A 24,769-nucleotide genomic window follows, 5' to 3' on the forward strand; every position below is an offset into this window, starting at 1 on the left:
TTATTGATTGAAATATTGTAATTCAAAAACTGATTTTAGATAGTTATCAAGAGTGTTCAGGGCCTCCATTTCAGTATTTATGGCATCCCGTATGATTTGCGTGAATGCGGCATAGTCTACAGCACCTTCTGTATAGGCAAGCAATGCTCCAATGCGCTGTTCCCCGGCAAGCGGTAGTGCTTTATCCCTATAAAATTGCCAGGAAGTTTTCCATTTCTGATGAGTTTGTACCGCTTGTCGATATTCGGATTGCAGTTGACGTTGGATAAAATTTGCCTGTTCTCTTGCAATTTCACTATCAATTTTGGCAGCTTTTGCCTCACTACGTAGCGTGCCGGAAAATAAGGGAAGTGATAGGCCTGCCTGATAGGTGTAAAAACCGTTTTCGCCACTCACCTGTTGCAACCCTCCTTGCAGGTTAAAATTTGGCAATAAATCCGTACGAGCAACTCGGTAATTGGCTTCGGCTTCGTCAATTCGCTTTTGTGAAAGTGCCAATTCCGGATGCTTAGCTAAATCCACATCGAGACTTACAGCCCCAATCTCACGTTCGTCAAGCTTTCCTGGAACTGTGTAATAGGTGTCCGAGACCAACCAAAGGTTGAGCTTTTGCAAGGCTATCAAATAATCACTTTCGGCCTGTTGCAATTTATTGCTGATTTGCAACGCTTGATTGATCGCAGATGCATATTCCAACCTGGAAATGGCCTCTACCTCAAAGTTGAGTTCGACAGCCTTTTCGAATAGTGCGTATATCGAATCCAGTTCACGATACAATTCATATTTCTGTCGTTGTTGGTATGCTTGTGACCACGCCTTTTTTGCTTCCTGTTCTACTTGCAAGCCAGTTAAGTCATGAGCGGTTTCTGCCAAAGCGATTCGCTGTTTCTGCAATCGCCTTTTCGCACCGATTCCGAACAGATTGATACTCTGTTGCCCAATACCTACTATAGTATAAATTCCCTGACCATCACCTACCTCCTCACCTCCCGTAAATACTTGAGTCTTGCCAAGATCATATGCCGTCCCTTTAAGTGTGTTTTGTTTTTGGATTTCCAGCTGTTTTGTTTTCAGAAGCGGATAGTTTTCCCTGGCAATTTTACCAGCCTGTTCTATGGAGATAATTGGAAGTGAATCTTGTTCTTGTTGCGCTTTTGCAAATGTGGAAGTGAACAAAAGACCTGCCACGGCCATAGCAGAAACTAATTTTGAATTGAGTTTCCTCTCCCGTTCTGAACGATTCTCAACCCATTGATAAAAAATAGGAAGGATCAACAGCGTCAGAAGTGTTGAAGATATCAATCCGCCGATTACCACAGTTGCCAAGGGTCGTTGCACTTCAGCCCCTGCGGATCCTGAAATTGCCATCGGAAGAAAACCTAAAATGTCCGTGAACGCCGTGAGCATAATAGGGCGTACTCTGCGTTTTGTTCCCTCGAGAATACGAACATTAAGGTCAGCAACACCTTCCTGTTTCAACTCGTTGAACCCACTGATCATTACCAATCCGTTGAGTACCGCTACGCCAAAAAGCACAATAAAGCCGACCCCTGCTGAAATACTAAAGGGCATATCCCTGAGCCATAGGGCGAAAACACCGCCTATGGTCGCCATCGGGATGGCCAGGTAAATCATCAAGGATTGTGGAAATGATTTTAGGGCAAAATAAATTAGGATAAAAATTAGTAATAACGCTACCGGAACTACGGTCTGCAATCGCTCACTTGCCCTTTCAAGATTTTCGAATGCACCACCATATCGAATAAAATAACCGGGAGGCAAATCAAGATTGGCATCCAGTTTATCCTTAATCTCATTGACCAATGATTCCACATCGCGGCCACGCACGTTTACACCCACGTAGGTCCTGCGGTTGGTATTGTCCCGGCTTATTTGCATCGGTCCCGGTATATATTCAATTGCGGCCAGTTCTTGAAGCGGGATCTGTGACCCATTCGGCAAACTGATGTACAATTTTCTTATGTCATTGATATCTGAACGGTTTTGCTCATGGAGCCTGACGACCAAATCAAAACGCTTTTCTCCTTCAAAAATGACCCCTGCGTATCCGCCAGCAAAAGCAGATTGCACCATCATATTAAGTTGGTCGATGCTAACTCCATACTGCGCTAACTTATCTCGATTGTATTTTATGGTCATCTGGGGCAATCCAGAAGTAGCTTCTGCCCGCATATCACCGATACCATCCGTTCCTGCAATGATTTGGGTAATCTCGTCCGCTTTTGAGGCTAGCACATCGATATCCTCACCGTAAATTTTGATGGCCACATCCTCACGGATACCCTCTAACAGTTCATTGAAGCGCATTTCGATCGGTTGAGTAAACTCATAATTTACACCCGGAATAATGCTTACCGCTTCTTTCATTTTGGCGATAAGCTCATCCTTAGATGCTGCGGACACCCATTCATCTCGTGGTTTAAGGATTACAAATACATCGGCAAAGTCCATGGGCATCGGGTCAGTGGGCACTTCGGCCACACCAATGCGGCTCACAATCTTTTCCACTTCAGGAAATTCGGCCATGACAATACGCTCTACTTTGGTAGTGGTTTCAATAGTCTCGCTCAGCGAACTGCCTGGCTTTAGAATGGTGTGGAACGCAATATCCCCTTCGTCCAGTTGAGGTATAAACTCACCACCCATTCTGGAAAATACGAATGTGGCAACGGCAAATAGGGCAACGGCGATACCCACGACCCATTTTCCTTTCTTCAAAGCATTTACTAAAAGAGGTTCATACTTTCTTTGAACCCAAAGCACAAACCGATCGCCCCAAGTTTTCTTCTTCGTTTTAGGCGGTTTTAAAAATAGAGCTGACATCATGGGCACATAGGTTAGGCACAATACCATGGCTCCAATCATTGCGAAGATGAACGTTAGCGCCATTGGCCGGAACATTTTTCCTTCGACTCCTTCCAATGCCAAAATGGGAAGGAAAACAATTAGGATTATCAACTGTCCGAAGAAAGCGGCATTCATCATCTTTTTGGATGCATTTGCGGCTATCTCATCACGGTCTGCCCTATTCAAGGCTTTCTTTTTAAGTAAATAACTACCCATAAGAAATACACTGGCTTCCACAATGATTACCGCACCATCTACGATAATACCAAAGTCGATTGCCCCCAAACTCATCAGGTTTGCCCATACGTCGAAAACGTTCATCAAAATAAAGGCGAACAAAAGTGAAAGTGGAATGGTGGATGCTACAATCAAACCACCGCGCCAGTTACCCAAGAGAAACACCAATACAAAAATTACAATGAGTGCGCCTTCCAAAAGATTGTTCCGTACCGTTCCCGTGGTTTCATTTATGAGTTTGCTTCTATCCAACAACGGTTCGATAATCACCCCTTCCGGTAGCGATTTCTGTATTTCGGCCATCCGTTCCTTGACTCGGACAATGACCTCGTTTGAATTTGCTCCTTTTAGCATCATTACAAGCCCGCCTACGACCTCGCCTTCGCCATCCTGTGTCAAAGCTCCATAGCGAACGGCTGAACCAAAGCGTACTTCGGCAACGTCACTTACCGTAACAGGCACACCATTTTCATTTTTAATAACGATTTTTTTTATGTCGTCAAGACTCCGTACAAGACCTTCACCCCGAATAAAATTGGCCTGATGGTTTTTCTCGATGTAAGCACCCCCCGTGTTTTTATTATTCGATTCAAGCGCTTTGAACACATCGGTTATGGTAAGCCCGATTGCTTTCAAATCATTCGGGTTAACAGCCACTTCATACTGTTTTATTTTCCCGCCAATGGCGTTGATTTCCACAACGCCCGGCACCATTGCCATTTGTCGCTGTACAATCCAATCCTGCATTGTGCGGAGGTCGGTCAGGGAATATTTATCCTGAAATTCAGATTCAACCTTTAAGGTATATTGATAGACTTCGCCTAAACCTGTAGTGATAGGCCCGATGGAAGGTTGGCCGAAGCCTTCTGGAATGGCTTCACGTACTTCGGTCAGTTTTTCAGATACTAGCTGTCTGGGTAGGTAGGTTCCCATCTTGTCATCGAATACGATGGTAACTACCGAAAGTCCAAAACGGGAAATCGAACGGATTTCTTTGACACTGGGCAAATTGCTCATTGCCACCTCCACAGGATAGGTTACGAATTGTTCAATGTCTTCCGTTCCAAGATTGGGAGATTGGGTTATGACTTGTACCTGATTGTTAGTAATATCCGGCACGGCATCGATCGGCACCTGGGTCATACTGTAGGTGCCGGCACCAATCAGTGCAAGTGTAAGCAGACCAATAATGAATTTGTTATTGATTGAAAAATCAATGATTCTGTCGATCATGGATTTAAGTGTTAATACAGTTATATATGGACTGTTGCTTTCGCGAAAACGAAAACAGCCTGGAATTTCCCGCTGAAAAATTTCAAAACAGGATGTAATTATCCTATGTAAACTGAATTAACCTTTTGGAGGCTGGAATAATCGGATGGAAATCTCCTTGCCCATACGATCAAAATGGGCGAAGTTATTTTGTGGTATTGTGAGTTGAAGAGGTTCGAAATGAGATACCCCAAAATTTACGGTATGAACGTGACAGCAATGGCACTGACAAAATGGGGAGCAAAGTTCGCAATCAAAATTGTGATTGTCTGATAGATCGATGGAAAGTGTAGTATGCTCCCCCTCTATTGCAACACTGGTATCGTTGCAAGGAAGAACATTAAGAGACAAAAAATAGACCGTTAAAAGGATAGCCGTCCACTTCACTTCGCAAAAATAACGAAAAGAACTTGCAACCGAATTGCAATGTTGGTTTACGGTTAAATGAACCCCAAATCCTTACCCCTAACTTTCGCGCACGGTCCCTGTTTCGATTTTATAGCGTTCGGGTAGATAAGCGCTAGTAAAATCGAAATAGGGCGCGACCTGCTTTTTGCCAATTTAAGTTTTAAGTAAAAAAACAATTGTTATTCCCCAGCCTAATAGATTTAAAAAACTCCAGGCCCAAAACAGTTTTACCTGCCAACCCGGTATCGTTTGGGCTTTTTCAATTTTGTTATTTATCCCCAGCACTATTTTTTCTAGCTCAAAGTGACGCTTGCGCTGGATTTCATGGTACTCCCAGAGTATCTTATTCACCAAAGAAATGTCAGGCTCCAGCTTGTAGTCTTTCAAGCTTGCCTGAAGGGTTTCCAGTTTGTTCACGCTCTTTTCAAAACTGTGAATCTCCTCAGTGAGTAATTCCGCTATTTCATCCAGTTTTGCCATGTCCTTTACAATTCAATGCTGGCACTTCGCACTTTTTTCAGGGCCAGTTTCAGGGCTTTCTTTACTATCGTTGTTGCCAGGTTCGGGGAAAGGGATAGTGTCTTTCCCGATATCAGTATCGTCCTATCCTTTTTGATTCGTTGGACCTCCAGTGATCCTAAGTTCATCTGCTTAGCGATGTTTCCCGCAGAAAGCGATCGGTGGACAGCACTTCCCTTGAGGTCATGTCCTTTGTACTGAAACCGAAAACCCTGTAATGCGCCTTGTTTATTAATGTAAGGCTCAATATGTACCTCTTTCTGCTGCATCTGGGCGATATAGGTGTCAAAGCTTCGAATACTCGATTTGGCAAACACTTTATCGTGGATCGCCTTTATCTCAGAGCGGATTCCCTTTAGTTCCTCTAATTTGAGTTCCTGAATATCCCTAGCCGTGGATAGCCCCATGTCCCGTGCGACTTTTTCAGCCGCCAGCTGGCTCCGCTTTCCGATATAGTTGTCCTTGTACGCTTTCCCATGAAAGTCAATGCGATTTACATAAAGATGTATATGGGTATGTTCCCGATTTCGATGGACAAAGGCAATGGCCTGACGGTCCTGTAATTGCATTGCTTCCATAAACCGCTTGGTGATTTCCTTTAGGTCTTCTGTATCCAACCCTTTCCCATCTTCAATGGTCGGGCTTAACACAAAACTCAGCGTGTTTTTCGTGCAGCGCTGATTCTGTTCTTGCACCAACCGGAATTCTTCGGCAATTTCACTTGGGTTATCCCCGGACAAAAACTCCTTAAGGATCACCTCGAATTCCTTTTCCTGTTTCATGCCATAGGCTACAGAAGCCCGGGTATGCGCTATGGATTTTCCTTTCCCGATCATTTTTTAAAACTCAGCAGGTGCATGCGGATCTCATCGGCTAGCTGTGATACTTCATCGGCCAATCCGGGATTTCGCTGACGAAACATGTTCCCAATCCGTTTGAAGTTGTTCTCGTATTTGACCAACATCTTATAGGCTTCAATCTGCTCTTGCGTCAGTCGCTCAATAATCTGATCCTCAAAGGCAGCTCTGCGGCAAAATTCACTTAAAGACAAGCCGCTCTTTCGAGCCTTAACTTTTAGATGCTTCTTCTCGTAAACCGTACACCGGAATTGAACGAATTCACGTTTCAAGGCACCTTAATCTTTTGCGACCATGGGGAGCAAAAGCAAGATTTGTCATGACAATGACACATCTTGAAATTCTCACCAAAGTGGAATTCGTTGAAAAGCATATTTGACTTCATCACAGCATCATCGATTCCGAAAAGAATACCTTAAAGCTGCATCCTCAATCTCGAATTGAGCCTTTCTGTTATTTCGCAATAACCAGGAATTGAGTTTGGCCTTCTCAAAGAAAATGAGCTTACCGTTGGGCTTGCTGTGTGGAATAATACCTGAGGCAGTTAATTTGTAGAGATAGCTTCGGGACATGCCGGTGTACAGACATGCCTCTTCAAATGTTAAAACTTCCTTGTGAAAAGACAATAGAAGTTCAATACGGTCCAGCCGTTCCAGGATCATTGAATTGTCCATTTAAATAGATTTTAAGGTTACTTTTAAATGAACAAAAGCGCTTTTGTTTTTATTGAAGAATTCTTAAAAGAAGTTAGAAAATCGAGCCTCCGATCTGCCCCTCGCAATTCAAATTTTATCCACATCTTCTTTCGTTTGAAATCGGACAATCAAATGAAAACAATGGAAAACAAACCCAATTACCAGAATTCAATTTCATTTAAAATGCATTGGATTCTGTCCGAAAAAAATGACCTAAAAATCAAAAGAATTGGAGTTATCAACAGGCTGTTTTCTCCATCTGGTAAAATGGACCCACTGCAGGCGGCAAAAATGGGTCGAAACACTTTAAAAGGGAGAATAAATGAAATGAAAAGTGTTAATACTATTTGTTTCGAAAAACAGAGAATCTGAATCAATTAGAATCAGCCAAAACCGTCACTTATTCGTCACTTGAAAAATACAAAACCCTGTAAATCAATACGTTTACAGGGTTAGTCTGTACCTCGGGTGGGAATCGAACCCACACTCCCGAAAGAACCGGATTTTGAATCCGGCGCGTCTACCAATTCCGCCACCGAGGCAATTTGCGGTTTGCAAAACTAAAAAAATTATTCTTCCGGCAACTGAAATTATGGCGGATTTATGCTTTTGCGACTCAGATAATTGTGTAAATTTGCACCTCCTTTCGAACGAGGGAGTTAGCGAGATCACCTAAAGTTGCTGTAATGTCCTATACGGTACCGGAACCCAAGTTGTTTGCCTGCACGCAGAGCCAGGCCCTGGGTAAAGAAATTGCAAAGGCCTATGGGGCAGACCTGGGCAAGGTTATTTTTTCCCGCTACAGCGACGGCGAATTCCAGCCTTCCTTCGAGGAATCCATCCGGGGGGCGCGGATTTTCATCATCGGCTCCACCCATCCGGGTCCGGAACACCTCATGGAGATGCTCCTGATGCTCGACGCTGCCAAACGCGCCAGCGCCCGGCATATTACCGCGGTGATGCCCTACTTTGGCTGGGCCCGCCAGGACCGCAAGGACAAACCCCGCGTACCCATTGCCGCCAAACTGGTGGCCAAGATGCTGGAAACGGCCGGGGCCACGCGGATTATTACCATGGACCTGCACGCCGACCAGATCCAGGGCTTTTTCGAAAAGCCGGTAGACCACCTGTTTGCCTCCACCCTCTTCCTTCCGTATCTGCGGAAGCTGAAACTGGACAACCTGACGATTGCTTCTCCGGACATGGGGGGTTCCAAAAGGGCCTACGCCTACTCCAAGGCGCTGGAAAGCGACGTGGTGATCTGCTACAAGCAGCGGGCCAAGGCGAATGTGATCTCGCATATGGAACTGATCGGGGATGTGGCCGACAAAAACGTCGTCCTTGTGGACGATATGGTGGATACGGCCGGCACGCTTACAAAAGCGGCCGACCTGATGATGGAGCGCGGGGCAAAAAGCGTCCGGGCCATTACCACGCACGGGTTGCTGTCCGGTAGCGCGTACGAGCGGATCGAAAATTCACGGCTGGAAGAACTGATTATCACGGATTCCATCCCGCCGCGCCAGGAAAGCCCCAAGGTAAAGGTGCTCAGTTGTGCGGAACTCTTTGCGGATGTGATGCACCGGGTGCACCACAATACCTCCATCGCATCCAAATTTTTAATGTAGCATATTAATTCAATCTATATAATGAAGTCAATTACAATTCAAGGATCAGAAAGAGAAAGCGTGGGCAAGAAGGCTAGTAAGGCCCTACGTAATGCTGGAAAGGTCCCTTGCGTGGTATACGGAGGGGAAGAACCATTACACTTTGCAGCGGATGAAATTTCGTTTAAAGACCTCGTGTACACCCCCAATGCCCATACCGTGGTAATTGAGTTCGAGGATGGCCGGAAGATCGATGCCGTATTACAGGACATCCAATTCCACCCGGTAACCGACAACATCCTGCACGTGGATTTCTACCAGTTGTTCCCGGACAAGGAAGTGACGATGAAAATCCCGGTACGCCTGCTGGGGAATTCCCCGGGGGTTCGCAACGGTGGACGCCTGCTCTTCCGCAAGCGGAAACTCGTTATCCGGGCGCTGCCGAAGAACCTGCCCGATTTCTTCAACGTGGATATTTCCAACCTGAAGATCGGCGACCTGGTAGCTGTTGATACCCTGAAAAGCGATGAATTTACCATCCTCCACCCGGATACGACCGTAGTGGTGCAGGTGAAAACGCAACGGAAGGCTATCGTCATTGAAACCGACGAGGAAGACGAAGAAGGACTGGAAGGCGAAGAGGCCGCAGCAGCGGAAGGCGCCGAAGGAGAAGCCTCCGAAGAACCGGCCGCAGAGGCCCAGGAATAAACCGGACGCTCCCTGTCAAAGCCGGGAGCCCCGCATCATGGAAAGCATCCTTTCCGCCCCCCGGGTCGGTATGGGTGCTTTTCGTATTTTCGGCCTAAAACCAACAGGGTGCTACATCGGTTATTTCCGGGCCTGTTCAGGCCAGACATCAAGCTAAACGAAACAGACCCCATGAAGAAATTCCTGATCGCGGGGCTCGGCAACATCGGCGACGAATACGCCGAAACCCGCCACAACATCGGATTCCGGATCCTGGACCACCTGTCCCGGTCGGAAGACTTTTCATTCGAATCGGCCCGCCTGGGAGAAGTTGGCACCTGGAAGGTGAAGGGCCGGTCCCTGCTCTGCCTGAAACCCGCCACCTACATGAACCGCAGCGGCCGGGCGGTGCAGTACTGGCTCGACAAGGAAAAAATCCCCTTGCAAAACCTGCTCGTGGTCACCGACGACCTGAACCTCCCGTTCGGCACGCTTCGCCTGAAAACCAAGGGCAGCGACGGGGGCCATAATGGGCTGAAGGACATCCAGCAAATATTGGGCACCACGGGCTATGCGCGATTCCGGTTCGGGATCGGGTCGGAATTCTCAAAAGGCCGGCAGGTGGATTACGTGTTGGGCAAATGGGAGGAAGCCGAGCAGGAAGCCCTGCCTGAAAGGCTGGACCGCTCCGCGGAACTCATCCGGAGTTTTGCGTTGGCCGGGCCGGGAATTACGATGAACCAGTTCAACAATACCTGAGGGTGCGGGTCCCGAATCACCCCGAATGGCCTGTCAAAAGACCCGAAATGACGACACCCCGGAGCGGGAGGTATTCCCCTCGGAATCCCGGCTGAGGATTTCCCAGTAGTACACCCCGCCGGACTGTACGGGCACTACCAGGGACAACTGCCCGGAGCCCACCGTTTGTTCCAGGGAGAGATTGGAGGCATCCGTCCCAAAATAAATTTCGAATTCCACCAGGTCGTTATCCGCATCGGCCCCGTCCCACCGCAGGGTAACTTCCCCGCTGGCGTCTGGCGTAACCGTTTCCCCGGACACCGGGTCTTTGTGCTGGGCAGGGAACGGCGGGTAGGTCAGGGCGGAACCCGCGTTGAAAAATTGCCAGGCTCCCCCGGCCGGTCCGTCCATACCGGACTCGCTGCGGGCAATGACGTTCCAGGAATAGGCGGTCCCCTTCTCCAGGACCAGGCTGGCGCTCAGGCCCGATGTGATGACGTTTTCGGTGACGTTCGTCTGCAGGTTGCGGACAGTTAGCTCATAGCGCACGGCATGGGGCGTGTCCGCCCACCGGAATTCCACTTCGCTGGTGGTCTCGCTCCGGGAAATGCCCGTGGTGCATTCCGAATTATTCTCCGGATAGGCCAGGCTAACGGCCGGCGGCACCTTGGGGGAATCGTCGCTCCCGCAGGACACCAGCAACCAACCGAATACCAACATAAGTAAAGCGCGCTTCATCTCCTGAAAACTTTTAAGAGTGCTTCCTGTTGCCCGGATTGCACCCGCAGCAGGTACAAGCCCGACGGAAGTACCGGCAGGGAAAATTCTTCATTGTGGCTCAGGGGCTGCCTGGCACTACGGTACAGCAGCCTCCCGGAAGTATTGAACAATTCCAGGGTGACGGGTTCCCGGATATCCGGCAAATACAAGCCGATGCGGTCCGAGAACGGGTTGGGTGCAGCCGAAATGGAATCCGATGAAAAGTAGGAGGCTTCATAGCTGCCCTTACAGGCCGGGACGGCCGTAACTTTCAGATCGTTGTTCCCGGGCTGTAATTCCAGGTGGAGCGGTCCGGAACCCACGGTGCGTTCCTCCCCGTTCAGGGAAACGACATAGGAAACGGCCCCGTCCAGGTCCAGGTCAATCCCCGAGCCGCCCGCCGACCGGCTTACCAGCACACTCAGCGGATCCGGGCTGCCGATGGTGACGGTATAACACTGGGCTTCATAGGTTATGGGCCCGTCGGTGCCCGATATACAAATGTCGTATTGCCCGGTGGCCAGGTTCCTCAACTCAAAGGAGTTGCTGAACGCCCCGGATTCGTCCAGGCCATTTCCCCGGATGGTAATGGTGTAATCCAGCGATCGGGAGGCGGTGACGCGAATGGCCCCATCGTCCGTACCCACACATTTCTCGCCCGAAATAGCGATGTCGAACTGGTCCGGGGCAAAGCGGTAAACCGGGCAGCCATTGGCATCGACCACAGCCCCGGGCGGGGTTCCCGGGCACAGGTCGTCCCCGTCGTCAAAAACCCCGTCCCCATCCGCATCCGGACGAAACTGGCCCTCCACGCAGAGTTCCAGGCTGAAACCATTCAGGGCACCGCCGTCCGCCGGGGCCGTATCCTCCACGATCAGCACCCATTCCCCGAAACTCGATTCCCCGTCGAAGGCGTTCAGCGAGCCGAGCGGCCGCACGAGCCCCGAAATGGCCGGGTTGTTCCCGCAAATAAACGACGGGGCATCGGCGTCAAAAGTGGCGTCCACATCGTTTGCCTCGGCACAGGAGTTGGAAATAAGCGTAATTTCTGTCCCGGCCGGGGAACGGAGTTTAATCACCAGGTCGGCGAGGTAGCTGTGGCTGAGGTCCAGCCCTACCCGCGCGCCGATGACCGTCTGATCGTCCGCGAAAAAAATGCTCGAGGTCACCGTGGGCGTCCCGGTGGACGAAATGGTGATGGGAGTTCCCTGGGCGGTAAGCGTCTTGCAATCCGTGGCGATGGTCCGGAAGGAAGCGGCCGCGCCAAAGGCGCCCTGACCGCAGTCGTTGATGGGCCTGACACGCCAGAAATAGGTGGTATCCGGCAGCAGCTCCTCGGGTTGGTATTCCGCAAGGTAAACAACCTCATCTACCAGGATCCCCGAGAACCCGGCATCTAACGCCAGTTGGACCCGGTAGGAAGTGGCTTCCTGTGTCGCCTCCCACTGTAGCCGGGGCACCAGGCCGACATCTGTGGCATCTGCTTCCGGGCTGAGCAAGGCGGGAGCAGTAAAACTTCCGTCGGTAAGCCGCAACTGGACGGGCAGGTTGAAATTCCCGCCCGGGGCCGTCCCGGTAATCACCAGGGGGTAGAGCCCCGGCGCCGCGGCAGCAGTATTGGTAATGGTCAGCGTCAGGTCGGTACCGTCTGTCTGGACAGTCGGGCTGCTGAAGCCGGACCCGAGCCCGGCGGGCAGGCCGGATACCCCGAGGGTAACCTCTTCGGCAAACCCGTCAAAGTTGTGATAAGTAAAATCATATACGGCGTCCACAGGCTGGCATCCCACCGCTTCGAGTTCCTGTGCAGCGAGCACAAAGGGCTGCTGGGTAATCGTAAAATCGGCCTGGTTGACGGAAAAGAAAATATTGTCCGAGGCCTTGACCATAATCCGCCCCCCCGTGGTGGCCGTCCCGGGAAGCTGTACCTGGGCACTCCCGGTGTTCGGGACCCCGGAAGCCAGTAGTACCGGGAAGTCCTGCCCGCTGTTCAGGGACAGGAAAATATCCACCTCCTGGCAGTTGATAGGGGCCTGGTTGGTTGCGCCCGTCTCCCAGCTGATCGTCTGGATACTCCCCCCGGCAAAATTCTGGGTGCTCTGCTGGGAGATCACGCGGAAGGCATCCGGCTGCGAAACCACCCGCACGCTCACCAGGTCGGAAGCCACCTGCCCGCCCCCCGGGGCATTGTCCCGGACGGTCAGGGCAAAGGTCATGTCCCGTTCAATCTCCGATACGGTTTCCCAGGCGGAACCGGAAGCCGGGCTCACCTGGGTCAGGTTGCCGGAGGCCACCCGGCTCAGCCGGGGAAAGTACCGGCTGGGGGAAACCCCGGGCGGCAGGGAACGGAAATTGGCCCCGCTTGGGTTCTGCGGCCCGAAGGAGGCGCGGGTAACTACCCCGTCGTCTACCTGTTCCCATGCGTAGGTAAGGATATCCGACGCATCGGGGTCCGAGGCATCGGCTTCCAGAACAAAAGCGGTGCCGGCGGGAATGAAATAATCCGGCAGGGGGTTCACCGCGGGCGGGTTGTTGGCGAGGGCCGTCGTAGAGGCACAGGAGGTGCCGGCCACATATTGCGCAATCTGCACAATGCTGAAATAGTGGAAGTAGTCGTCCCCTTGTTGGGCCACGTTGTTGCCTTCTGCGATGCCTGCATACCCCATGATAGTGGTCCCGGAAGCGGGTTCCGCCTGGACGCCGGAGCCCTCTGAATCAAAGGACCACGTGTGGTTTGCGCCGAACTGGTGCCCCATCTCGTGGGCCACAAAATCCAGGTCAAACCGATCGCCCTCCGGAGTGGGCGTAGCAGCATACGCGCTGCCCTTCCGGTTCTCGCTGCAAACCGCACCGATGAACCCGGCATTCCCGGCTTCCGACCCCCGGTGGAACAAATGGCCGATGTCGTAGTTGGCCGATCCGATCTGGGCGTCGAGCGTGGTTTGGACCTCCGAGCTGAAATTCCCGCCAAAGGGATCCGTGGAAGGATCCGTATAGATTACCTGGTCGTTGCCTGCTACCAGCACGAGGCTGATGGCCAGGTCCGTCTCAAACACCTCGTTGATCCGGGTAAGCGTGGCATTTACGGCCGACAGTGCGCTCCCGACGGTGCCCCCGTGGTATTCCGCGTACTCCCCTGTGGTTGCCACCGCCAGCCGGTAAGTCCGCAAGAGTTGGTCGTCTACCAACTTGGCCGCACGGGAGGAAGCCGGCTTGGCAAATTCCCGGTAAGCCCGGGTTCCGCATTTCCAGGCCGAAGGCAGGGCCTCCTTCTGGTCGCGGCGATAAAGCAGGTACCTGGCGCCGCTACCCGGCACTTTCTCCAGGAATCCGGACGCTTCCCGCCCGGGTTCGCTCACCATGCCCTGGAAACCCGAAGGGGACATACTGAAGCGGATCCTTCTTGCCGGGTTCTCCGGGCTGACCCCCAGGTAGGAGCGGATTTCCGGGTACCGCTCCTGGAGTTCAGGCGCCATGACCGACCGCTCGCGCACCAGATAGGGCTGCAATTCGCCCCGGCTGTCCGGGAAATACATACGCTTGGCGGACCCGGGGTTTCCGTTGAGTTCCTCCAATGCCCGGCGCATCCCCATTTCATCCAGGGTAAAGCCGCTGCCTTCCTGTGGTTTCAGCAGCTCCCCGGATGCCGTCCGGCGAAGCTGGATGGCGTTATCACGTTCCCACAACCCACTGGTTTCCTGAGAGAAGGAACAAAAGCTGAGCAAGAATATGGGAATTGATAAAACAAGACGTAGCTTTGTCTTCATTCATGGGGCTTTGCATCGCTAAAAATACGCCTTTTTTATTATTTTGATTCCGTGATAACCGTCCGAGGTCTTTCAGAATACCGTATTGAGCGGCCCAGCGTGGTTACCATCGGCACCTTCGATGGTGTCCATATCGGGCACAGGAAAATCCTTAGCCGGCTGACGGATTTTGGCAGGTCGCATGACATGCAGTCTACCTTGCTCACCTTTTACCCGCATCCGCGGATGGTACTGCAGAAGGACAGCGGCCTGAAATTGCTGAACACTATTGAGGAAAAGACGGATATCCTCCGGGAAACCGGCCTGGACTGCCTGGTTATCCACCCGTTCACCCAGCGTTTTTCGCGCCTAACTGCCACGCAGTTCGTGCGGGAAATGCTCGTGGAAAAACTCCACACCAAAAAAATCATCATCGGGTACGACCATCGCTTTGGCCGGAACCGCACGGCAAACATCCAGGACCTGGAAGCTTTCGGGAACCTGTTCGACTTTTCCGTGGAGGAAATTTCTGCCCAGGAAGTGGACGAGGTATCGGTGAGTTCCACGAAAATCCGGAAGGCCCTGGAAGCCGGGGACCTGGAAACGGCCAATGCCTACCTCGGGTATCCCTATATGCTCTCCGGCACCGTCCGACGGGGCAAAGGCCTGGGGCGGAACCTCGGTTTTCCCACGGCCAACCTCGGGATAGACTCCGAATACAAGCTCATCCCCGCCAATGGGGTGTATGCGGTTCGCAGCCAACTGGGAGACCGGGAGGTTTTCGGCATGATGAACATCGGGTCCAACCCGACGGTTGAGGACTCCGGCCAGCACATTGAGGTGCATTTTTTTGACCTGGACCAGGACCTCTACGACCAGCCCCTGCGCGTCGGCCTCCTGGCCCGTCTCAGGGACGAGCGGAAATTCGATTCCCTGGAAGCCCTGAAAGAACAGCTCTCCCTGGACCAACAAGCGGCCCGCCGGGCCATACGCCAACGATGATCCGGCGCCTGCTCTATTCCCGGATGGACAACAGCCCGCTGATCCTGTTCCGGATGTTTTACGGGGTATTACTGGCCCTGGAGTGCTTCGGCGCCATCGCCACCGGCTGGGTGCGGCGCTACCTGGTGGAACCCGAATTCACTTTTACCTTTATCGGCTTTGAGTGGCTGCAACCCCTGCCGGGTCCGGGGATGTATGTCTATTACGCCCTGATGGGGCTGCTGGGTATCGCCATCGCCCTGGGGTACCGCTACCGGCTGAGCATCATCCTGTTCACCCTGCTTTGGACAGGCACCTACCTGATGCAGAAAACCGCTTACAACAACCACTATTACCTGCTGATCCTCATATCCGGGCTGATGTGTTTCCTCCCCGCCCACCGGGCGAGGTCCCTGGACGCCAAACGCCGGCCGGAAATACGCACGGATACCATGTACACGGCCGTAAAATGGACGGTTGTCCTGCAATTGTTCATCGTGTACACCTATGCGGCTATCGCCAAGATATACGACGACTGGCTGGATTTCAGTTTTATCGGGTTGCTGATGGCTGGTAAGGCAGATTACCCGCTGATCGGAACGATTCTGCAGGAGCCCTGGGTGCACCGGTGCATCGGCCTGTTCGGGATCGCATTCGATTTCCTGATCATCCCCCTCCTGCTCTGGAAGCCGACCCGAAAATGGGCCTTTGGCGCCTCCATTTTTTTCCACCTGTTCAACTCGGTGGTTTTTCAAATCGGGATATTCCCTTACCTGTCGCTGGCGTTTACCGCGTTCTTTTTTGAACCCGAAACCATCCGCCGCACCTTTTTCCCGACCAAGGCCGCCGGGCAGTGGCAACCCCCCTCGGGCCGCCCCCGGTATGCCGGAATCCTGCTGGGTGTGGGCGCGTTGTATTTCACCCTGCAGGTGTTCCTGCCCATCCGGCATTACGCAATTCCCGGCGATGTCCTATGGACTGAAGAGGGACACCGCATGAGCTGGCGCATGATGCTCCGGAGCAGGCGGGGCACCATCCAGTTCCGCATTGTCGACAAGGCCACGGGCATCAGCGAACCCGTGAAACCGGAAAATTACCTGACCCCCCGACAGTACCGCAAAGTACTCGCCTACCCGGATTTTATCTGGCAGTTTGCCCAATACCTCAAGAAATCCTATGCGCGGCAGGGGAAGGATATTGCCGTCTATGCGGCAGGCAACCTGCGGATCAACCGGCAGCCGGCAGCCCCCTTTATCGACCCGGAGGTAGACCTGGCGGCAGAACCCTGGGATCACTTCCGCCACCACCGCTGGATCCTGCCCGCCCCCTGGGAATTGGAGTAGCCGGCATAACCCGCGCCGATCGGTGGCCGTTCCGTTGGCTGATTCCATATTTTACCCTTAAATTTGCAGCCTAAATTTGCACGGAACATGCTGCCACTGCACACCTTGCGGGAAAATCCCGATTCAATCGCCCAAGCCCTCGGCAAACGGGGGATCGATGCCCAACCCATGATTCAGGAAGTACTGGAATTGGACAAGCAGCGCCGTACCCTGCAGACCCAATTGGACGCCACACTGGCGGAGGCCAATACGCTCTCGCGGGAAATCGGGAATTTGTTTAAGGCGGGGAAATCCGAAGAAGCCCAGGAACTGAAGGCCCGTTCAGCGAAACTCAAGGAATCCTCCAAAGCCCTGACGGAATCCCTGAACGATGCAGCAGATACCCTGCAGCAAGCCCTCTACCAGGTACCGAACGCTCCCCATACCTCCGTTCCGGCCGGAACGGACGAGGAGGACAACGAGGTGGTCTTCACATCCGGGGACCTGCCGCAGGCCGGAGGCAGTGCCCTGCCCCACTGGGAACTCGCCGCCCAATACGACCTGATCGATTTTGAGCTCGGGGTGAAAATTACCGGGGCGGGATTCCCTGTTTACAAGGGTAAATGCGCCCGGCTCCAGCGCGCGCTGGTGAGCTTTTTCCTGGACCGCAACACGGAAGCGGGATACCAGGAAGTTCAGGTCCCCCACCTGGTCAATGAAGCCTCCGGGCTAGGTACGGGCCAGCTGCCCGACAAAGAGGGACAGATGTACGAACTCCGGGACGACAAATTGTTTTTGATCCCTACTGCAGAGGTCCCCGTTACCAATATGTTGCGGGACGAGTTGATGGACCTCGGCGACCTGCCGCTCTGCTATACGGCCTATACCCCCTGTTTCCGGAGGGAAGCCGGCAGCTATGGCGCGCATGTGCGGGGGCTCAACCGGCTGCACCAGTTTGACAAGGTGGAAATTGTGAGGGTGGAAGAACCCGGGAATTCCTACGCGGCCCTGGAGCAAATGGTAGAGCACGTCAAAGGCCTGCTCGGCGAACTGGGGCTCCCGTATCGCATCCTCCGGCTTTGCGGGGGTGATCTGGGCTTCACCTCCGCGCTGACCTACGATTTTGAGGTCTGGTCGGCGGCCCAGGAACGCTGGCTCGAAGTGAGTTCCGTATCGAATTTTGAGGCCTTCCAGGCCAACCGCCTGAAACTGCGTTACCGGGACGAAAACAACAAGCCGCAACTGGCCCACACCCTGAATGGAAGTGCCCTTGCACTGCCGCGGATCCTGGCGTGTATCCTGGAGGATTACCAGGACGAATCGGGCATCCGCATCCCGGACGTGCTGGTGCCCTATACCGGTTTCGACCGGATCGAGTAGCAGGCCCGGGGCGGGAGATCGCCCTGTCGGGACCGATGCCCGGGGAACACCCGGAAAGGCCGCCCCGTATTACTTCGTATCTTTGTACAAAGCCCTGTTATGAAACAATTCCTGTGCTCCCTGGCAGTCCTGTGCCTTTCGGTCGTTTCGGCCCAGGAAGATTTCCTGGCCAAGCAGTATTTCAACGACGGGGATTTTGACAAGGCGGTTGTGTATTACGAGAAGCTTGCGGAAAACAACCCGAGACGGACGGACTACACGGAAGGCCTCGTGTTGTGCTACCACCAGCTGGAGGCCTACGACAAAGCGATCTCCTTTCTGAGCCGGCGCCTGGAGGAGGGCAATGCCTACCCGACACTCCTGATCGATATGGGGTATACCTACCTGCTTATGGATCGGCCGGAGGAGGCCGAAAAATGGTATCGCCAGGCACTGGAGACCATCGAATCCAACCCGAATTTCGGATATGGGATCGGGTTTAAATTTCAGCGGTATACCCTCCTGGATTATGCCCTGCAGGCCTATTCCCGCGCGATGGAGCTCAACCCGGAACTCGATTTTAATTTTCAAATAGCCCGTATTTACGGGGAACAGGGACGTATCGGGGAAATGTTCGACGCCTATATGGACCTGTTGCAACAACGGGAGTCCGCCAAGGCGAATGTACTCCGGGTAATCGAATCCTTTATCGGTCCGGATCCGGAAGCCGAAAACAACCAGTTGCTCCGACGCGTCCTGCTTACCCGGGCGCAGAAAGACCCGGACCCGCTTTGGAACGAATTGCTCAGCTGGCTGTACCTGGAACAGGGGCAATACGCCAACGCGTTTAACCAGGAAAAGGCCATATACCGGCGCGTACCGGAGGTCCGGCTCGACCGCATGGTGAACCTGGGTCGCAGCGCGGAGGAGGCCGGGGCCGTTGAGGCTGCTGTCGCTGCATTTGAATTTGTGGTTGCCGAAAGCAACGACCCGGTAAGCCGGCTCAACGCACGCCTCCACCTGATCGATATCGGCCTGGCCGACAACCGGGAAAAAGACCTGCGGGAGGCCGAACAAGCCTACGAGGAGCTGATGGACGAATACGGCTATGCCGCTTCCACCCTGCAATTGCAGGTGGCCTATGCCAAATTCCTGGCCTTCCGCCTCTCCAAACCCGACCGGGCAATCCGCATCCTGAAAAACAGCCTGGACCTGCCGCTTCCGGAATATGCGGAAGGCTACGTAAAGCTCAGCCTGGGAGACATCCTCGTCTTTGACCAGCGGTTTAACGAGGCGCTCATCTTGTTCTCGCAAATCCAGAAATTGCTGAAAAACGACGTGATGGGGCAACAGGCCCGCTTTAAGGTTGCACAGACCAGTTTTTACAAGGGGGATTTTGACTGGGCGCTTACCCAGCTGAAGGTCCTCCGCAATTCCACGTCCCAGCTCATCGCCAACGACGCCATGCAGCTCAGCCTGATCATTTCGGACAATTCGCTGGAGGACTCCACCCAGACCGCCCTGCGGAAGTACGCCCGGGCCGACCTGCTGGCGTACCAGCAAAAAAACGCGGAAGCGCTCGCGGCCCTGGACGAAATACTGACCGGCCACAAGGGGGAGAAAATCGAAGACGAGGCCTTACTGATGCACGGCAGGTTGCTCGAAGCGGCCGGCGATTATTCAGGTGCCCTACTGAGTTATCGCAAAATCGTTGAGTTCTTTGGGCAGGACATCCTGGCGGACGACGCCCATTTTGCCATGGGGGAGCTGTACCGAACCCGCCTGGAAGACCCGGCCAAGGCCATGGAACACTACAGGGAAATCATCTATCGCTTCCAGGACAGTTACCACTTCCCGGAAGCCCGCAAACAATTCCGGAGGCTGCGGGGCGACCCCGTCAATTAAACCCCCGGGGAAACACCAACTCTACATGATCATTTACAATGTAACCATCAACGTCGAAGATGCTATTCGCAAGGAGTGGCTCGAATGGATGCGCACCACCCACATCCCGGACGTAATCGCCACGGGCGCTTTTAAAAACGCGCGGATTTGCCGGGTACTCGTCGAGGAGGAGATGGGGGGGACCACCTATTCGGTTCAGTACCTGGCTCCGGATCGCCAGTCCCTAGAAGCCTATTACGGGGAACACGCGGCCAGGCTGCGGCAGGAAGTAACCGACCGGTACGGAGACCGTTTGGTGGCCTTCCGCACGGAACTTGAAATCATCAGCGAACACGAATGACGGCGTCCCCCGCATACCGCTTTGTCCATGGCGCGCTACCCGATCCGGGGGTCCGGAACCGGGCATTCGGCTGTGAACCTCCGGCCGGAAATACCGCACCCGATGAGCAGGGATAGGGGCAAGCGGAGATCCCCGGCCAAAAAGGGAGGGGGCATGGGGCGAAAAGGCGATACCCAGCGCACAACGGGGGTTCGCGCCAAAAAACACCTCGGCCAGCACTTCCTGACGGATGCTTCCGTCGCCATGCGGATTGCCGGAACCCTGAGCCCGGATGGTCCGCCCCGGATCCTGGAGATCGGGCCCGGCACCGGGGTGCTGACCGCTTTCCTGCTCAGGCGGCCCGTGGACCTGCTGGCCGTGGAACTCGACGGGGAATCCGTGAAGTACCTCCGGGAGGTTTTCCCTCTGGAACTGGCTTCGGAAACGACGTCCTACAAGTCATTCGAGGTACTGCACGGAGATTTCCTGAAGCTCGACCTCCCCGGCCTCTTCGGCGGGAAACCCTTTGCGGTTACCGGCAACTTCCCGTACAACATTTCCACCCAGATCGTCTTCCGCGTCCTGGAAAACCGGGAGCGGATTCCGGAATTCAGCGGGATGTTCCAGCGGGAGGTGGCCGAACGCATCTGCGCAGGCCCCGGGAGCAAGACCTACGGCATCCTGTCGGTCCTGGTTCAGGCCTATTACCTGGCGGAATACCGCTTTACCGTGCCCCCGGAAGTCTTCGACCCCCCGCCCAAGGTAGAATCCGGGGTACTGCATTTACGCTACCGCACAGATACCCGGGCCGACTGGGATTACCAACACCTCACCCGCCTGGTGAAAACCGCCTTCAACCAGCGCAGGAAAACGCTTCGCAACAGTCTTAAAAGCCTGCCCGTCCCCGATTATCTCAAAGAAGATGCTATCTTTGACCGGCGCCCCGAACAACTGGAAGTACGGGAATTTATCGCCCTCTCAAAGCGCATCTGGGATGACACCGTTTAAACTCACCGACGAGCTGCTGGCGGAAATCCAGCAATTGATAGAAAACCGTCAGAACGATTCCCTGCGTTCGCTGATGGAAGAGGTGCACTATGCGGATGTGGCCGAAATTATCGACGAACTCCACGAGGACCAGGCCACCTACCTGATCAAGCTGCTGGACAGCGAAAAAACCTCGGATGTCCTTACCGAACTGGACGAGGATGTGCGGGAAGCCATCCTGGGCAACCTCTCATCCCAGGAGATCGCCGGGGAGCTCGCGGAACTCGATACGGACGACGCGGCCGACATCGTGGCGGAACTCCCCAAGGAAATTGTCCAGGAGGTCATCTCCAAGATCTCCGATCGCGAACACGCCCGCGACATCGTCGACCTGCTGCGATACGACGAGAATTCGGCCGGTGGACTGATGGCCAAGGAGCTCGTCAAGGTGTACGACCACTGGACGGTGCTCACCTGCGTCAAGGAAATGCGCCAACAGGCGGAAAACGTAACCCGGGTCCACTCCATCTACGTCGTCAACGACCAGGGCATCCTTATCGGCCGGTTGTCCCTGAAGGACCTGCTGACCGCTTCGACCCGCTCGCCGATCCGCGATATATATATATCCCACGTGGATTCGGTAAACGTGAACGAAAAACCCGAGGAAGTGGCCCGGATCATGTCGAAATACGACCTGGAAGCCATTCCGGTGGTAGATGAAATCGGGCGCCTGGTGGGGCGGATTACCATCGACGATATCGTGGACGTCATCCGGGAAGAAGCCGACCGGGATTACCAGATGGCGGCAGGTATCTCCCAGGATGTGGAAGCGGACGACAGCATCTGGGACCTGACCCGGGCCCGGTTGCCCTGGTTGTTCCTCGGCCTGATCGGCGGCCTGGGCGCCGCAGCCATCATGGGCGGCTTTGAGGAGATGATTGCCCGGCACGCCATCCTGTTCTTCTTCACCCCCCTGATTGCGGCCATGGCGGGGAATGTGGGCGTACAGTCCAGTGCAATTATCGTACAGGGGCTCGTCAACGACGACCTGAAGGGGAGTGTCGGTAACCGGCTGATCAAGGAAATGCTCCTGGCCCTGCTCAACGGGGTGATCCTGGCCGTCGGCCTGCTGGTGTTTACCTGGATCTGGAAAGGGAGCTTCCCCACGGCCCTGGCCATTTCCATCTCCCTGATCGCGGTGATTGTCGTAGCCGGCGTCATCGGCACATTTACCCCGCTCTTTTTACACAAACGCGGCATCGACCCGGCCATTGCAACCGGGCCTTTCATCACCACGAGCAACGACATCTTCGGCATCCTGATCTATTTTTGGATCGCCCGGTTTGTGCTTGGGATTTAGACGGGGCCTCCCGTTTCGCAAATGCCCGGAATCTTCTGTATCTTGGTCCCCTTCCGGACCCACGTAACTGCAATGCGATGAAAAAAGTTCTGCACCTGGACGAAAACCACCCGCTGCTCGAGGAAGGCCTGGCGGCCCTGGGGTTCAAAAACCACAGGGACCACACCGGTACCCGGCAGGAAATCCTGGAAAAAATCGGGGCATACCACGGCATCATTATCCGCAGCAGGCTCCCCGTCGACAGGGAATTGCTGGACCGGGCCAAAAACCTGGAATTCATTGGGCGGGTAGGTGCCGGCCTGGAAAACATCGATACCCGGGCGGCGGGCGAACGGGGCATTTTCCTGGCTGCCGCACCCGAGGGCAACCGCAACGCAGTAGGCGAACACGCCCTGGGCATGCTCCTCTCCCTGATGAACAAATTGCACACGGCCGATGCCGAGGTCCGGGAAGGCCGGTGGCGACGGGAGGCAAACCGGGGTGTGGAACTCGACGGCAAGACCGTGGGCATCATCGGCTACGGCAATACGGGCCAGGCCTTTGCGCGCAAACTCCGGGGTTTTGACGTACAGACCCTTTGTTATGATATCGTGGGGGGCGTGGGCAACGGGGATGCCCGCCAGGTAGGGATGCCGGAATTGATGCAGCACGCCGACGTGGTCAGCCTCCACGTGCCGGAAACGCCGGAAACCATCGGGATGGTCGATGCCGGATTCCTGGGCGGTTTCGCAAAACCCATCTGGCTCCTCAACACGGCCCGCGGCAAATGCGTCCGGACCGGCGACCTGGTGGATGCCCTGCGGACCGGTCGGGTTTTGGGCGCCGGCCTCGATGTCCTGGAATACGAGAAATCCTCCTTTGAATCCCTCTTCGGAGAGGACGGCATGCCCCCGGACATGCAAGAGCTGATCCGGTCTCCCCGGGTCCTGCTGAGCCCGCACGTGGCGGGGTGGACTGTGGAGAGCAAGGAAAAGTTGGCTGCCACCATTGTGCGAAAAATCAAGGAGCATTACCAGGGAAAGTGATTCCCGGCGCCTCCCGCGGTTTACCCTGCATTTTATATCTTTCCCATATGTGGCGGACCATTTGGATTTTCTCGGCCCTGGCTCTGGCAGTATGGATCCTGCTGCGCATTGGCCGTCTGGGGTACTATAGCGGGACCACTGACCCGGAATGGATATTCGGCAGCCTGGCCGTGCTATTCCTGCTGATCGGCATGGGATTGCAGCGGCATGCCCGCCCGAAACCCCCGTCCCGGGAAGCCGACCAACGGAAAATCCGCCAGCTCGGGCTCACCCCCAGGGAATGCGAAGTGCTCCTCCCCCTCTGCAAGGGTTTGTCCAATCGGGAAATTGCAGACGAACTCCACATCTCCGAAAGCACGGTGAAAACCCATGTTTCCAACCTGCTGGTTAAACTCGATGTCCGGCGCCGCACCCAGGTTATCCGCAAGGCCCGGGCGCTGAATCTCCTCCCCGAAGGCAGCGCATAAATTTCCGGGTCGGAAGGCCCAAAGGATAAAATTGGTACTTTAGTATGAAGCCCACTCCCCCCGGGCCGGGTATTTTTATACCAACCTAAAACCAGAACCCATGAAAAAGACAATCATCCGGTACGGCCTTTACGGGGGCACGGTCATTTGCGTACTCTTCCTGCTGAGCCTTTACCTGGCCGACGGCCTGGATTTTGGCGCCCAGGAAGTGATCGGGTACGCCTCCATGGTGGTGGCCCTCAGTTTTGTGTATTTCGGGATCCGGCATTTCCGGGACCGCGAAAACAGCGGTACCCTGAACTTTGGAGCCGGGCTGAAAATCGGCCTGGGCATCAGCCTGATCACCGCCCTGATGTTCGGAATCCTGGACGTGATCTATGTAAAGTATATGAACCCGGATTTTATGGAGACCTATTACGCCTCCGTCCTGGCCGACCTGGAAGCCTCCCTGCCCGAATCCGAATTCCAGGAGCGCGCCCGGGCCATGGAGGCGGAAAAGGAACTGTTTACCAACCCCCTGATGAATTTCTTCCTGATGTTTATCACGGTCTTCCTCATCGGGTTGATCATGAGTATTATATCCGCACAGATCCTGAAACGAAAGCCTTCGACGGCGACATCCTGAAACCAAAGCCTTCGACGGCGACATCCTGA

At 54.2% G+C, this 24,769-nt stretch carries 22 protein-coding genes and 1 tRNA gene; 14 read left to right on the forward strand and 9 right to left on the reverse strand.

What is annotated here, in order from left to right; all coding sequences use genetic code 11:
- The 6 genes from RB2501_RS01615 to RB2501_RS01635 form a co-directional block, all read right to left on the reverse strand.
- On the reverse strand, positions 1-4,338 hold the full coding sequence (locus RB2501_RS01615; RefSeq protein WP_015752970.1) for a CusA/CzcA family heavy metal efflux RND transporter: 4,338 nt from the start codon (positions 4,336-4,338) through the stop codon (positions 1-3).
- A 117-nt stretch (positions 4,339-4,455) separates the two neighbouring features.
- On the reverse strand, positions 4,456-4,764 hold the full coding sequence (locus RB2501_RS16465) for a DUF6660 family protein (RefSeq protein WP_083760668.1): 309 nt from the start codon (positions 4,762-4,764) through the stop codon (positions 4,456-4,458).
- Between the two features lie 174 nt (positions 4,765-4,938).
- Complete coding sequence (locus RB2501_RS01620) at positions 4,939-5,265, reverse strand: DUF6730 family protein (protein ID WP_015752972.1); 327 nt, start codon at positions 5,263-5,265, stop codon at positions 4,939-4,941.
- A 5-nt stretch (positions 5,266-5,270) separates the two neighbouring features.
- Positions 5,271-6,140 (reverse strand): relaxase/mobilization nuclease domain-containing protein, encoded by an 870-nt coding sequence (locus RB2501_RS01625; protein WP_015752973.1) that lies wholly within the window; start codon positions 6,138-6,140, stop codon positions 5,271-5,273.
- The gene (gene mbpA / locus RB2501_RS01630) at positions 6,137-6,433 is read right to left on the reverse strand and encodes a mobilization protein MbpA (RefSeq protein ID WP_015752974.1); all 297 of its coding nucleotides are present in this window, start codon (positions 6,431-6,433) and stop codon (positions 6,137-6,139) included. Before mbpA ends, RB2501_RS01625 begins: the two co-directional genes overlap by 4 nt.
- A gap of 120 nt (positions 6,434-6,553) precedes the next feature.
- Positions 6,554-6,835 (reverse strand): helix-turn-helix domain-containing protein, encoded by a 282-nt coding sequence (locus RB2501_RS01635; protein ID WP_015752975.1) that lies wholly within the window; start codon positions 6,833-6,835, stop codon positions 6,554-6,556.
- 153 nt (positions 6,836-6,988) lie between these two features.
- Between RB2501_RS01635 and RB2501_RS01640 the strand changes: the two genes are divergently transcribed.
- A complete protein-coding gene (locus RB2501_RS01640) occupies positions 6,989-7,228 on the forward strand; it encodes a hypothetical protein (protein ID WP_148214266.1) in 240 nt (79 codons plus the stop codon).
- A gap of 88 nt (positions 7,229-7,316) precedes the next feature.
- Here the strand turns inward: RB2501_RS01640 and RB2501_RS01645 are convergent.
- Positions 7,317-7,398: transfer RNA gene (locus tag RB2501_RS01645), tRNA-Leu, on the reverse strand.
- A 144-nt stretch (positions 7,399-7,542) separates the two neighbouring features.
- Here RB2501_RS01645 and RB2501_RS01650 point away from each other — a divergent pair.
- The 3 genes from RB2501_RS01650 (at position 7,543) to pth (ending at position 9,909) form a co-directional block, all read left to right on the forward strand.
- The gene (locus RB2501_RS01650) at positions 7,543-8,484 is read left to right on the forward strand and encodes a ribose-phosphate pyrophosphokinase (RefSeq protein ID WP_015752977.1); all 942 of its coding nucleotides are present in this window, start codon (positions 7,543-7,545) and stop codon (positions 8,482-8,484) included.
- 21 nt (positions 8,485-8,505) lie between these two features.
- The gene (locus RB2501_RS01655) at positions 8,506-9,171 is read left to right on the forward strand and encodes a 50S ribosomal protein L25/general stress protein Ctc (protein ID WP_041326895.1); all 666 of its coding nucleotides are present in this window, start codon (positions 8,506-8,508) and stop codon (positions 9,169-9,171) included.
- Between the two features lie 171 nt (positions 9,172-9,342).
- A complete protein-coding gene (gene pth, locus RB2501_RS01660) occupies positions 9,343-9,909 on the forward strand; it encodes an aminoacyl-tRNA hydrolase (RefSeq protein WP_015752979.1) in 567 nt (188 codons plus the stop codon).
- Positions 9,910-9,942: 33 nt separating this feature from the next.
- Here pth and RB2501_RS01665 read toward each other — a convergent pair whose 3' ends face one another.
- Both RB2501_RS01665 and RB2501_RS01670 read right to left on the reverse strand, forming a co-directional pair.
- Entirely contained in the window at positions 9,943-10,626 is a 684-nt protein-coding gene (locus RB2501_RS01665) for a hypothetical protein (RefSeq protein WP_148214267.1), read from the reverse strand.
- A complete protein-coding gene (locus RB2501_RS01670) occupies positions 10,623-14,330 on the reverse strand; it encodes a reprolysin-like metallopeptidase (RefSeq protein ID WP_015752981.1) in 3,708 nt (1,235 codons plus the stop codon). Before RB2501_RS01670 ends, RB2501_RS01665 begins: the two co-directional genes overlap by 4 nt.
- A 132-nt stretch (positions 14,331-14,462) precedes the next feature.
- Here RB2501_RS01670 and RB2501_RS01675 point away from each other — a divergent pair, with 132 nt between their 5' ends.
- The 10 genes from RB2501_RS01675 (at position 14,463) to RB2501_RS01720 (ending at position 24,740) form a co-directional block, all read left to right on the forward strand.
- Entirely contained in the window at positions 14,463-15,392 is a 930-nt protein-coding gene (locus tag RB2501_RS01675; RefSeq protein ID WP_041326897.1) for a bifunctional riboflavin kinase/FAD synthetase, read from the forward strand.
- Positions 15,389-16,714 (forward strand): HTTM domain-containing protein, encoded by a 1,326-nt coding sequence (locus RB2501_RS01680; protein ID WP_015752983.1) that lies wholly within the window; start codon positions 15,389-15,391, stop codon positions 16,712-16,714. The genes RB2501_RS01675 and RB2501_RS01680 overlap by 4 nt, the downstream gene beginning before the upstream one ends.
- 87 nt (positions 16,715-16,801) lie before the next feature.
- Positions 16,802-18,073 (forward strand): serine--tRNA ligase, encoded by a 1,272-nt coding sequence (gene serS, locus RB2501_RS01685; RefSeq protein WP_015752984.1) that lies wholly within the window; start codon positions 16,802-16,804, stop codon positions 18,071-18,073.
- A gap of 99 nt (positions 18,074-18,172) precedes the next feature.
- Positions 18,173-19,957, forward strand: a complete 1,785-nt coding sequence (locus RB2501_RS01690; protein ID WP_015752985.1) for a tetratricopeptide repeat protein — start codon at positions 18,173-18,175, stop codon at positions 19,955-19,957.
- 25 nt (positions 19,958-19,982) lie between these two features.
- Positions 19,983-20,297, forward strand: coding sequence for a DUF4286 family protein (locus tag RB2501_RS01695; RefSeq protein ID WP_015752986.1), 315 nt, complete (start codon positions 19,983-19,985; stop codon positions 20,295-20,297).
- A gap of 21 nt (positions 20,298-20,318) precedes the next feature.
- Positions 20,319-21,284 (forward strand): 16S rRNA (adenine(1518)-N(6)/adenine(1519)-N(6))-dimethyltransferase RsmA, encoded by a 966-nt coding sequence (gene rsmA / locus RB2501_RS01700; protein ID WP_015752987.1) that lies wholly within the window; start codon positions 20,319-20,321, stop codon positions 21,282-21,284.
- Complete coding sequence (mgtE, locus tag RB2501_RS01705) at positions 21,271-22,623, forward strand: magnesium transporter (protein ID WP_015752988.1); 1,353 nt, start codon at positions 21,271-21,273, stop codon at positions 22,621-22,623. The genes rsmA and mgtE overlap by 14 nt, the downstream gene beginning before the upstream one ends.
- Positions 22,624-22,700: 77 nt before the next feature.
- The gene (locus RB2501_RS01710; RefSeq protein ID WP_015752989.1) at positions 22,701-23,648 is read left to right on the forward strand and encodes a 2-hydroxyacid dehydrogenase; all 948 of its coding nucleotides are present in this window, start codon (positions 22,701-22,703) and stop codon (positions 23,646-23,648) included.
- A gap of 47 nt (positions 23,649-23,695) precedes the next feature.
- On the forward strand, positions 23,696-24,115 hold the full coding sequence (locus RB2501_RS16470) for a response regulator transcription factor (protein ID WP_015752990.1): 420 nt from the start codon (positions 23,696-23,698) through the stop codon (positions 24,113-24,115).
- A 100-nt stretch (positions 24,116-24,215) separates the two neighbouring features.
- Positions 24,216-24,740, forward strand: a complete 525-nt coding sequence (locus tag RB2501_RS01720; protein WP_015752991.1) for a DUF4199 domain-containing protein — start codon at positions 24,216-24,218, stop codon at positions 24,738-24,740.
- The last annotated feature ends 29 nt before the right edge of the window (positions 24,741-24,769 follow it).

Origin of the sequence: Robiginitalea biformata HTCC2501 (assembly GCF_000024125.1) — a bacterium.
GTDB lineage: Bacteria > Bacteroidota > Bacteroidia > Flavobacteriales > Flavobacteriaceae > Robiginitalea > Robiginitalea biformata.

What these genes read in the sequence shown, in the direction of transcription:
- RB2501_RS01615 (WP_015752970.1), bottom strand. Translation starts at nt 4,338, where the DNA reads ATGATCGACAGAATCATTGATTTTTCAATCAATAACAAATTCATTATT.
- RB2501_RS01620 (WP_015752972.1), bottom strand. Translation starts at nt 5,265, where the DNA reads ATGGCAAAACTGGATGAAATAGCGGAATTACTCACTGAGGAGATTCAC.
- RB2501_RS01625 (WP_015752973.1), bottom strand. Translation starts at nt 6,140, where the DNA reads ATGATCGGGAAAGGAAAATCCATAGCGCATACCCGGGCTTCTGTAGCC.
- RB2501_RS01635 (WP_015752975.1), bottom strand. Translation starts at nt 6,835, where the DNA reads ATGGACAATTCAATGATCCTGGAACGGCTGGACCGTATTGAACTTCTA.
- RB2501_RS01640 (WP_148214266.1), top strand. Translation starts at nt 6,989, where the DNA reads ATGAAAACAATGGAAAACAAACCCAATTACCAGAATTCAATTTCATTT.
- RB2501_RS01650 (WP_015752977.1), top strand. Translation starts at nt 7,543, where the DNA reads ATGTCCTATACGGTACCGGAACCCAAGTTGTTTGCCTGCACGCAGAGC.
- RB2501_RS01655 (WP_041326895.1), top strand. Translation starts at nt 8,506, where the DNA reads ATGAAGTCAATTACAATTCAAGGATCAGAAAGAGAAAGCGTGGGCAAG.
- pth (WP_015752979.1), top strand. Translation starts at nt 9,343, where the DNA reads ATGAAGAAATTCCTGATCGCGGGGCTCGGCAACATCGGCGACGAATAC.
- RB2501_RS01665 (WP_148214267.1), bottom strand. Translation starts at nt 10,626, where the DNA reads ATGAAGCGCGCTTTACTTATGTTGGTATTCGGTTGGTTGCTGGTGTCC.
- RB2501_RS01680 (WP_015752983.1), top strand. Translation starts at nt 15,389, where the DNA reads ATGATCCGGCGCCTGCTCTATTCCCGGATGGACAACAGCCCGCTGATC.
- serS (WP_015752984.1), top strand. Translation starts at nt 16,802, where the DNA reads ATGCTGCCACTGCACACCTTGCGGGAAAATCCCGATTCAATCGCCCAA.
- RB2501_RS01690 (WP_015752985.1), top strand. Translation starts at nt 18,173, where the DNA reads ATGAAACAATTCCTGTGCTCCCTGGCAGTCCTGTGCCTTTCGGTCGTT.
- RB2501_RS01695 (WP_015752986.1), top strand. Translation starts at nt 19,983, where the DNA reads ATGATCATTTACAATGTAACCATCAACGTCGAAGATGCTATTCGCAAG.
- mgtE (WP_015752988.1), top strand. Translation starts at nt 21,271, where the DNA reads ATGACACCGTTTAAACTCACCGACGAGCTGCTGGCGGAAATCCAGCAA.
- RB2501_RS01710 (WP_015752989.1), top strand. Translation starts at nt 22,701, where the DNA reads ATGAAAAAAGTTCTGCACCTGGACGAAAACCACCCGCTGCTCGAGGAA.
- RB2501_RS16470 (WP_015752990.1), top strand. Translation starts at nt 23,696, where the DNA reads ATGTGGCGGACCATTTGGATTTTCTCGGCCCTGGCTCTGGCAGTATGG.
- RB2501_RS01720 (WP_015752991.1), top strand. Translation starts at nt 24,216, where the DNA reads ATGAAAAAGACAATCATCCGGTACGGCCTTTACGGGGGCACGGTCATT.